Source organism: Frankia canadensis (genome assembly GCF_900197875.1).
Classification (GTDB): domain Bacteria; phylum Actinomycetota; class Actinomycetes; order Frankiales; family Frankiaceae; genus Frankia; species Frankia canadensis.
This window is the reverse complement of the sequence record NZ_FZMO01000160.1, coordinates 1-8,929: the sequence shown is the minus strand read 5'-3', so window position 1 is coordinate 8,929 and position 8,929 is coordinate 1. Positions and strand designations below refer to the sequence as shown.

At 71.7% G+C, this 8,929-nt stretch carries 8 protein-coding genes; all 8 read left to right on the top strand.

The window, feature by feature from the left end; all coding sequences use genetic code 11:
* Positions 1-276: 276 nt before the first annotated feature.
* Positions 277-1,965: a vWA domain-containing protein gene (locus tag C1A33_RS14665; RefSeq protein ID WP_165818393.1), complete on the top strand. Its 1,689-nt coding sequence runs from the start codon at positions 277-279 to the stop codon at positions 1,963-1,965.
* Between the two features lies 1 nt (position 1,966).
* On the top strand, positions 1,967-3,253 hold the full coding sequence (locus C1A33_RS14660) for an extracellular solute-binding protein (protein WP_101832064.1): 1,287 nt from the start codon (positions 1,967-1,969) through the stop codon (positions 3,251-3,253).
* A gap of 174 nt (positions 3,254-3,427) precedes the next feature.
* Complete coding sequence (locus tag C1A33_RS14655) at positions 3,428-4,153, top strand: TNT domain-containing protein (RefSeq protein WP_101832063.1); 726 nt, start codon at positions 3,428-3,430, stop codon at positions 4,151-4,153.
* An 884-nt stretch (positions 4,154-5,037) separates the two neighbouring features.
* A complete protein-coding gene (locus C1A33_RS14650; protein WP_101832062.1) occupies positions 5,038-5,316 on the top strand; it encodes a hypothetical protein in 279 nt (92 codons plus the stop codon).
* Entirely contained in the window at positions 5,295-5,660 is a 366-nt protein-coding gene (locus tag C1A33_RS14645; RefSeq protein ID WP_101832061.1) for a type II toxin-antitoxin system PemK/MazF family toxin, read from the top strand. Before C1A33_RS14650 ends, C1A33_RS14645 begins: the two co-directional genes overlap by 22 nt.
* A gap of 33 nt (positions 5,661-5,693) precedes the next feature.
* Positions 5,694-5,822: a hypothetical protein gene (locus C1A33_RS37455; RefSeq protein ID WP_279354641.1), complete on the top strand. Its 129-nt coding sequence runs from the start codon at positions 5,694-5,696 to the stop codon at positions 5,820-5,822.
* A gap of 153 nt (positions 5,823-5,975) precedes the next feature.
* Positions 5,976-8,087 carry a Cas10/Cmr2 second palm domain-containing protein gene (locus C1A33_RS14640; protein WP_165818391.1) on the top strand — a complete coding sequence of 704 codons (2,112 nt, stop codon included), beginning with the start codon at positions 5,976-5,978 and terminating at the stop codon, positions 8,085-8,087.
* Positions 8,084-8,929: type III-B CRISPR module-associated Cmr3 family protein (locus C1A33_RS14635; protein ID WP_207770315.1), on the top strand; the 846-nt coding region annotated here is incomplete at its 3' end. The genes C1A33_RS14640 and C1A33_RS14635, both read left to right, overlap by 4 nt.

Genomic DNA, 8,929 nt, shown 5'->3' with positions numbered 1-8,929 from the left:
CCACCTGCCTTCCCCGGGCCTCCTTCGCCCCCCGGGCCCCCTTCGCCCGCGCCCGCGGCACCACCGCCGTCGCCGGACGACCCACGCTCGGCGGCGGTGACAAGGAAGGCCGAGGTCGCGCGGCCTCGGCCTCGGCCGTCCCCTGCCGCCAGGAGTGGCAGTCCCGATCGGTCTCCCGCAGTCGCCTCACCCGGGAGACGGCGATGGCCGACGAGACGCCGGTGGGTCGCGGCCGGCCTCGCGGGCGTCGTCGCGGCCACGGTCGCGGCCACGGGCGTGCTCCTTGCGCGCGGCCGGCCCTTTGACGCGTGCGGCATACCGACGGAGCTCGTCCTGTCGACCTCCGCCGACACGTCGGACCTGATGCGCGAGCTGACCCAGGCCTTCGTGGAAAGCGATCGGCGCGACGGCTGCCGGCGGGAGAACATCCAGGTGGTGAGCCCCTCCGCACCCGGGGGAACGACGAAGGCCCTCTCGGACGGATGGCCGTCCGAGGACCTGCGCGCCGTCGGCCCGGTCCCCCATGTGTGGATGCCCAGTTCGAGCATCGAGGTCGCGCGGGTTCAGGCGGCCCTTCGCCGCGGCAACCCCGCCGGAATCACGCTGGTAAGCCAGCCGCCGGTCATGTCGTCATTCCTGCTGCTGGCCGCCCCCGATCGCCTCGTCGGAGAATCCGGGTGGAGCGACCCGTCCGCGCTGTCCCTGTCGGGGGTGCTGCACCAGGCCGAGAACAGCACCCTGCGCATTGTGCGGGACGGTCCGGAGGCGTCGACCGAGGGCCTCGTGTCGACCATGGCGCTTTACCAGGCCGCGGTCGACGGCCAGCCGAGCGACGCCCTGCTGCGTGACGGCGACGTGCTCGCGAAGCTGCACCAGCTGGAGCAGGCGACCGTCACGAGCGACGGAATCGACGATCCGGAGCTCGGGCCTGGCTGTCAGGCCGCGGCGTCGGCCGCCCCGGACTACAAGATCGCCCTGCTGTCCGAACAGCGGGTCTTCGCGCACAACGAGGCGAACCCGCCGGCCTGCGGACCGACGCCGCAACCGCTGACCGCGCTCTATCCCACCGACGGCGTGCCGCTGCTCGACTATCCCTTCGTGATCGTCAGTGACCCGCGCTCGGAACATCGGGAGCAGCAAGACGTGGCAATGCGACTGCATTCCTTCCTGACCAGCGACTCGGCCCGGCCCCTCATCGCCGCGGCGGGATTCCGACCGCCGGGCGGCGCGGCATTCGACGCAGTGCCGCCGAATGCCGGCATCCAGCGCGAGCCGCCGCGGGCCACGCATCAGGTGGACCCGGACACGGCCCCCGTCACTCCGGACGCGGTGATCGACGCGTGGCACTCCGCACGCCGACGCGCCCATGTGCTGTTCGCCATCGACGTGTCCGGCTCGATGGCCGTTCCCGGACTCGACGGGGTCACCCCGCTCGGCGCCGCCGGGCAGGCCGTCGAGCCGGCCCTCGGCCTGGTGAGCGACAACGACCAGATCGGTCTCTGGGAGTTCGCCACGAATCTGGACGGTGGTCGTGACTACGTCGAGAAGGTATCCCTCGGGCCGGCCGGAACCGCCCCCCGATCTCGCCGCGCCGACGTGCGGCAGGCCCTGGAGTCGCTGCGCCCGCGCAACGGCGGCACCGGGCTGCTCGACACGATTCAGGCCGGGATCGGCGCGCTGCGCGCCGACGGGGACACGACAACAGCCGACGCACTCGTGGTGTTCACCGACGGAATCAACGACAAGCCCACCGGGATCGACACCGACAGCCTCATCCAGGTACTCAACCAACCCGGCGTGCCGCTGACACGGGTGTTCCTGCTCGCGTTCGGGGCGAACACCTGCGCCCGTCCCGATCTGCATTCACTGCAGAAGAACGGCGGGGTGAGATGCGAGAACGTGAGCAGCACGGACGTCGGAAAGGCGGTCGAGCGGGTGGGGTCCGGTCTGTGGGGTATCAACTGACATGTCCGCGGCGAGAAGGGCCCGGCTGGCCCTCGCGATCCTGCTGACCTGCCTCGGTTGTGCCGTGGGCGTCGGCGCCTGCTCGTCCGGGACGTCCGGGGACGACGGCGCGGGGCCGATCACCTTCGCCGCGATCGCCGACTTCACGAACGGCCATCAGATCGGAAAGGCCGTCGACCGCTGGAACGCGGCACACCCCGATCAGCACGTCCGGTACATCGAGCTGTCCGAGTCGGCCGACGAGCAGCGTTCCCAGCTGGTGGCCACCGCGCAGGGCTCGGGCGAGTGCTACGACGTCAACTCCCTCGACGTCGTCTGGACGGCGGAGTTCGCCCGTGGCCATCTCGTCGTCCCCCTCGACGAACGCGAGTCGCACAGGTACGGGATCAACAAGGACCTTTTCGTGTCGGCCTCGTGGGAAAGCGGGCGCTATCGGAACCAGCAGTGGGCGGTGCCGTTCCTGGCCAACGTCCCGCTGCTCTTCTACCGCAGGGATCTTCTCGGCCCCGCCACGAAACCGCCCGCCAGCCTGCAGGAGATGATCTCCCAGATCGGGTCGGTGAACCACCGCCGGGCCCAGGCCGGTCAGGAGCCGATCGGCGGCTTCGGTGGGCAGTTCGCCCACTACGAGGGGCTGACCGTCAACGCGCTCGAGATCGTCCGCGCCCTCGGCGGCGACCTCGCTCCACGCCCCAACCAGGCCGTCTCGCAGGCGGACGCCGTCAGGACCGCGCTCGGCCTGCTGGCCGCTGGCGCGCGGCCCGGCGGCTGGATCCCCCAGGCGGACCTGGCCTACAAGGAGCAGGGCACCTGGGAGGCGTTCCTGCACGGCCAGCTGCTGTTCATGCGGAACTGGCCGTACGCCTACAAGCTCCTCACCGCACCGACCTCGCCGGTAGCCGACAAGGTCGGCATCGAGCCGCTGCCGTGGAGCGGGGTGCTCGGCGGCCACAATCTCGCCGTGTCGACCTGCTCGACGCACCGGGCGACGGCGTGGTCGTTTGTCAGCTACCTCGCCACCAACCTGGACGTCCAGACGACCATGCTCCGCGACGGCGGCTACCCACCCGTTCTGCAGGCCGGCTACCAGGGCCGGCAGGACGATTTCACCAAGGCGATCCTGGCGGCTCTCGCGCACGCCGGCACCCGTCCGGTCAGCCCGTACTACGCGGCGGTCAGCGGGACGATCCAGGACGCCGTCTCCAGCGTGCTGAACCAGGCAAGAAGGCCCGCCGACGCCGTCGACTTCCTCGCCGCGAACCTGCCCGACGCCCTCCACGGCGGATAGCCGAACCAACCCAACCCGCCCGCTGCGGCGGAAGGCACACCTGTTCCTGGCCGGGCCACGCTGATGTGACGACACGCGAGCAATCGCCCGCAGCCAGACCTGACGGTCAGGCGCGTGATCAGTCCCCTACTCTCCGGCTCGTCGTCACCGCTCTGATGCGCCGGGAGGAACAGCGTGCGTCTGCGCCGGATTGTTGTCGCCTTCGCGGTCGGCGGGCTGGCCTTCGCCACGGCCGCGCCGGCGAGCGCCGAATCCCCCCGGCCACCGGCCATCCGGAGCTTTGACGCGTGTTCGGCCGCCGACCTCAACGGCGATCCGCGCCTCGGCCCGGCCGGCCTGCCGCTCTTCGGCCCCGTCGGCTCCGAACTCGGCGGCTATTCCCGCACCGGCGGTCACCCCACCCGGCAGTTCATCGACAGCTGGTGGGATCCCGCCGCCAGTTTCTCGCCCTTCCCAGGAATTCCCGGTAACTGGATCTTCCCGCCGAGCGACGGCTACTATCTGCGCACGGACGGCTCGCCCGTCAGAAACACGGTCACGCTGCGCCCCGGCCAGCAGATCGACCGTTTCGGCCTGCCGCGCGGCAGCTTCCTCTCCCCCCGTGGCACCGAGTACGCCCAGCGGTCGATCCCCCCGTCGAACCTGGACGACACGACCCGCCCAGCCGGCTGCAACTACCACGCCTACCAGGTGCTCCAGCCGTTCCAGGTGTACACGGGCGCGATTCGCCCCTGGTTCGACCAGCCCGGCAGCGGCCGCCAGTTCCAGGTCGTGTGCGCGCTCGTCCCCGGCTCGACCGCATCGCCCCTCTGCAACCAGCAGACCGGAAACCTCCAGCTCCAGTACCTCCTCGACCAGCACCTCCTCGCCGAGATACCCGTCAACACCTCGAAGATCTGATGGTGCGACGACGGAACGAGGACAACCCCAAGAAAGACAGCCAGCGGCCCTCCTCGTTTCCATGCCCTCATGATCGGGCTGGGGTTAGCGAGAGGAGACGATCGTGACCGGCCGCTTCGACGGCGCGTTTCTATGCCCTCATGATCGGGCTGGGGTTAGCGAGAGGAGACGATCGTGACCGGCCGCTTCGACGGCGCGTTTCTATGCCCTCATGATCGGGCTGGGGTTAGCGAGGGGAGGCCGAGAGGCAGGGCGCTGGCCTGGGATGTCGGGGGTATCGAAAACGGACCTCCGCGGTGGGTCGGCAACAGCACCCTACCGCAACCGGAACAGCATGATCGACATGCCTTGTGGTCTGCACCTTTCCCTTGGGACGCACCATCGTCCTTCTGGCGGCCTCCCGCCAGATCGGTACTCGTCGTCTCATACCCCCAGCGGGTAACACTCACGCTCAGACGAGCGAACAGATCCCGGCCTGGTCGACGCGGGTCGATGCGCCGGCAGAGCATGACGTGCGGATATCGGGATGACAGCGGCCTGCCGGCGCGGGCGGGGTCGGACTGGGGCGGCGAGAGCTCCGCCGGGGGCGGCAGCGACGGCTACCGCTGCGGGTCGGCGGTGCGGGCCTGCGGTCGGGGGGGGTATGCGGCCCGAAGCGGACCACCGACGGCGGCCAGCCCACCGGCAGGCCCTTGTCCTCCAGTCAGCCCAGCCGCGGCCGACCTGACGGGCCATCCGGTGGCGGCTGGGCCACGCCCAGGCGGCCGCCTCGCCCTCGGCAGGGGCGCGACACGGCGCGCGCTCCTTGCGCTCGCCCCCAGGCGCAGGACTCGATGTGCACCGACGACATACTTAGAAGTATCCCTCACAGGTATACTCGATCTATGAGCCTGACGACGATCAAGGTGGAGAGCGCGGTGCGCGACCGCTTGGCGGCCGTCGCCCGCGCGCGGGGCACCACCATGGCTGGCCTGCTGGACGCCGAGTCGCGCAGGCTCGAGGCCGAGCAGCACTGGGCTGCCATCGAGGAGTCCTATGCGCGGATCCAGCGGGAGGATCCGGACGGCTGGCGGGAGTACCTCGACGAGCTGGACAGCTGGGATGCCGCCACCGCCGGCACCGATAGTTCGGCGTCGTCGGAATGGCCGGAGTTCAATCGTTGAGAGTCCGGCGCGGCGACGTCTGGTCGGTCGACCTCGATCCGACAGTAGCCAACGAGCAGCGCGGTACACGACCCTGCCTGGTGATTTCCAGCGACCGGTTCAACCTCCTACCGATCCGGCAGGCGTTCGTCGTCCCGCTGACAACCCGGGACCGCGGCTTCCCCCACCACATCGCCCTGCAGGATGACGGCGGCCTGAACCGGCCGAGCTGGGCGATGTGCGAGGCAGCCCGCGCCGTCTCCACTCAGCGATTCGGCAGATACATCGGCACGGCGACGATCGCGTGCGTGGACCGGGTGGCCTGGCAGCTCTCGACCTGGCTCGGCGGCTCGGCCGTCTCCTGAGAAGAACGACAGCACGGCCGCCAGTTCCAGGTCGTGTGCGCGCTCGTCCCCGGCTCGACCGCATCACCGCTGTGCAACCAGCCGACCGGAAACCTCCAGCTCCAGTACCTCCTCGACCAGCACCTCCTCGCCGAGATCCCCACCAACACCTCGAAGATCTGATGGTGCGTACCGGGCCGTCCGTGGTCACTCCGCGACAAAGGGGTAGGGTTCCGACGCATGGCGCCATCACGGTGCTGCGAAGGGTGGGCATGCGGCCCCTGTCCGGGTTACCGGGGTCGGCGAGCGCACCGGAATCGGTCTTGGGGGAGACGGGTGACGCGGGGCGGGCAGGACGCGGATGGCTATGTCCTGCTGACACTCGGCGGCGTGCAGCCCTTTATCGCGGCCTCGCGGCGCACCGCGGATCTGTGGGCGGCAAGTCAGGTCATGTCGCGGCTGTGTCAGGTCGCCGTCCAGGCGATCCGGCGTCATGGCGGCGAGCCGGTGCTGCCGTCCGCGGCCGATTCGGCCGACGGCCTGCCGAACCGGCTGTTCGCGGTGGCTCCCGCCGGGCACGATCCGGCGTTGATCGCCCGCTCGGCAGCGGTGGAGGTGCGCCAGACGTGGCGTGAGCTCGCGGCTCTGACCTTCCCCTCGCCGAACCTCGACGTTCTGTCCGACCTGGACACCATGCCCACCCTGCGGTGGGTGAGCTGGACCCCACCCGGGCCCGACGCGGCCAGCCCGGGGCATCCCGCCGATCCAGGTCGCACGGCCGGCCCGCAAGACGCCGCCTACGCGCGGGGGTGGGCGATCTGTCAGGCGGCGTCAGGTGCCCGCCGACGGGTACGCGATTTCCCCGGCTATGTCGGGCGTGGGGCGCAACCGTGTTCGCTGTGTGGGCTGCGAGAAGGGCTGCGGAAGTCGCGCGGCGAGAACGCCTGTCGCCCGGTGCCGGGCCTCCCGGGACCGCCAGGCCACCCGGGACCGGGCGGCGAGCCCACAGGGCTGCCCTCAACGCTGCGGGTGACCGCGACCGAGCGGCTGTGCCCGGTCTGCGCCGTGAAGCGGGACTCACAGGTGGCCGACACGCTGCTGGGCAGCCGGGCCGCTTTCCCGTCGACCGCGACGGTCGCGACGGCGCCGTTCCGCCTTGCGGTGCTTGTCGCCCTCGCACGGCCGGGCGGCGATGCCGACCTGGCTGCGGCGCTGACCGAGCACCGGCTCGCGCTCATCGACGTCGTCGGCGCGCTGCATGATGCCGGAGCGGCGGACGCCCGGGTGACGGCGGGACCGAGTCCGCTGCCCGTGCTGGAGAGTGCCGCGGCAGAGGCCGGCGGACCGGCGCGAGGCTGGGTGCGGATGGACGGCTCATGGAGCCTGCCCGACACGTGGCAGCCCGAGTCGCTGCTACACGAGTACGGTCTTCGGCCAGCCGCGGTGGACGCCGGCGCCCGGTCGGCGCTGTCACTGGGCTGCGCGCGGGGCCGCGCGGCCGTGCGAACGCTGCGTGCCTGCCTGTCCGCTGCCGACGCAGCCGGCGATCTCGACGACACAGACGACCGCGACAACGGCGTTGAGGCAGCTGGCGTTCGGCCAGATGGCGTTCGGCCAGATGGCGTTGGCGCAGATGAGGGCGCGGCCACCTACCTGGCGCTGCTCGTCCAGGACGCGGACGGTATGGGCCGGGCGCTCGATCCGGCGCGCAACCCGACGGCGCTGGGCACCCGGGCGTGGCATGAGAGCGTGTCGAGGGCGCTCGTCGAGGTCGCTGGGCGCCAGAGCGAGGCGCTCGAGGAGTTGTCCGGGCGGGCGGTGTACGCCGGCGGCGACGACCTGCTGGGAATGGTGCCGGCGGTGCACGCGCTGCGCGCCGCGCGACGGTGCCGCGAGCTTTTCCTGGCGGAGGCTGTCGGCTTGCTGCGCAGGCCGTCGGTGTGCAGCGCGATCGTCTACTTCCACGCCAGCTACCCCCTGCAGGATGCGCTCGTCCGCGCCCGGGAGGCGTTGGAGGAAGCCAAGCGGCGCCCGGGAAAGAACAGCCTGTCGGTGGTCGTGGTGCGGCGCGGCGGGGAGAAGGCGGCGATCGTGCTGCCGTGGCGGGGCCGGGGCGGCGCCGAGCCGACCGTTTCCCTCGACGCGGTGGTGGCGGCGTTCCGCGGCGAGCTGTCGCCGCGCCTGGTCGCCAGCCTGCACGGATCGCGGTATGGGATCGCCTCGCTCGCCGGCGACGGTCTCGACTATCCAGCGGAGGTTCGTCGCCTCGTGGCCCGGCACCTGGCCGGCGGCGCCGGATCCGAGGCCGAACGTTATCAGCGGTCCGCGTCGTTCACCGAGGTGATCCGCACGGTGGAGCCGCCGGTCGACCGGCTGTCCGTCGCGGACGTCGAGTCCTGGGTGGACGCGCTCGCCATCGCCCGGTTCCTCGTCCAGGAAGGCCGGTGACCGCGACGATGTCCACGGAGTCCGGCTCGCCGCACGCGGTCTGGGTGCTGCTGCACCCGCTGGACGTCGTCACCTTCCGGGACGGCCGCCCGTTCACGGTCGGGGTCGCGGCGACCGGGCGCACCACGATGCCGCGGCCGTCGACGCTGGGCGGAGCCGTCCAGGCGATCTTCGGGACGAACGCCGCGACGAACCCCAAGCGGATCGTCGGACCGGTTCTCGTGCGGACCGGCGGCTCGCGTCCCCGGGTGCTGCTGCCCGCACCCGCCGATCTCGTCGTCGACGAGGACACCGGCCCGCGCCGCCTGCTCCCCCGCGCCGATCCGGCGGTCGCCGCGCATACCTACGGCGACGACCCGGCCTCGGGCGCGGGCCTGCCGGCCGGGATCAGCACCGATCTTGCGAGCGCGGGCACCGGCGGTCCGCAGCAGCTGCTGGCCGGCCCTGGCGATGCGTCGCCGGCGCTGCTGGACGCGTCGACGATCGAGCGCTATCTCGAGGGTGAGGTCGCAGACGCGCTGGCGGACCTCGCCGTCGAGGCCGCGCCGCCGCTGGCCCGTGAGGTCCGGCTGGGGATCGCCCGTCACCCGCGGGCCGCGGCGGACGGGCGGGGGCGGACCACGGTCGCGGGCCTGCTCTACCAGACGGAGTTCCTCCACCCCACGGAGCCGATCAGGCCCGGGCCGTCCGGGCAGCTGGAGGGGATCGCCTTCGCCGTGCGGGTGGAGTTCGAGGGCGAGGTGCCGGCGCAGCGCTCGACCCTGGTCCGCCTCGGAGGTGAGGCCCGCCAGGCCAGCGTCACCGTCCTCCCCGAAGGACCCCGGCCCGCCCAGGCAGAACGC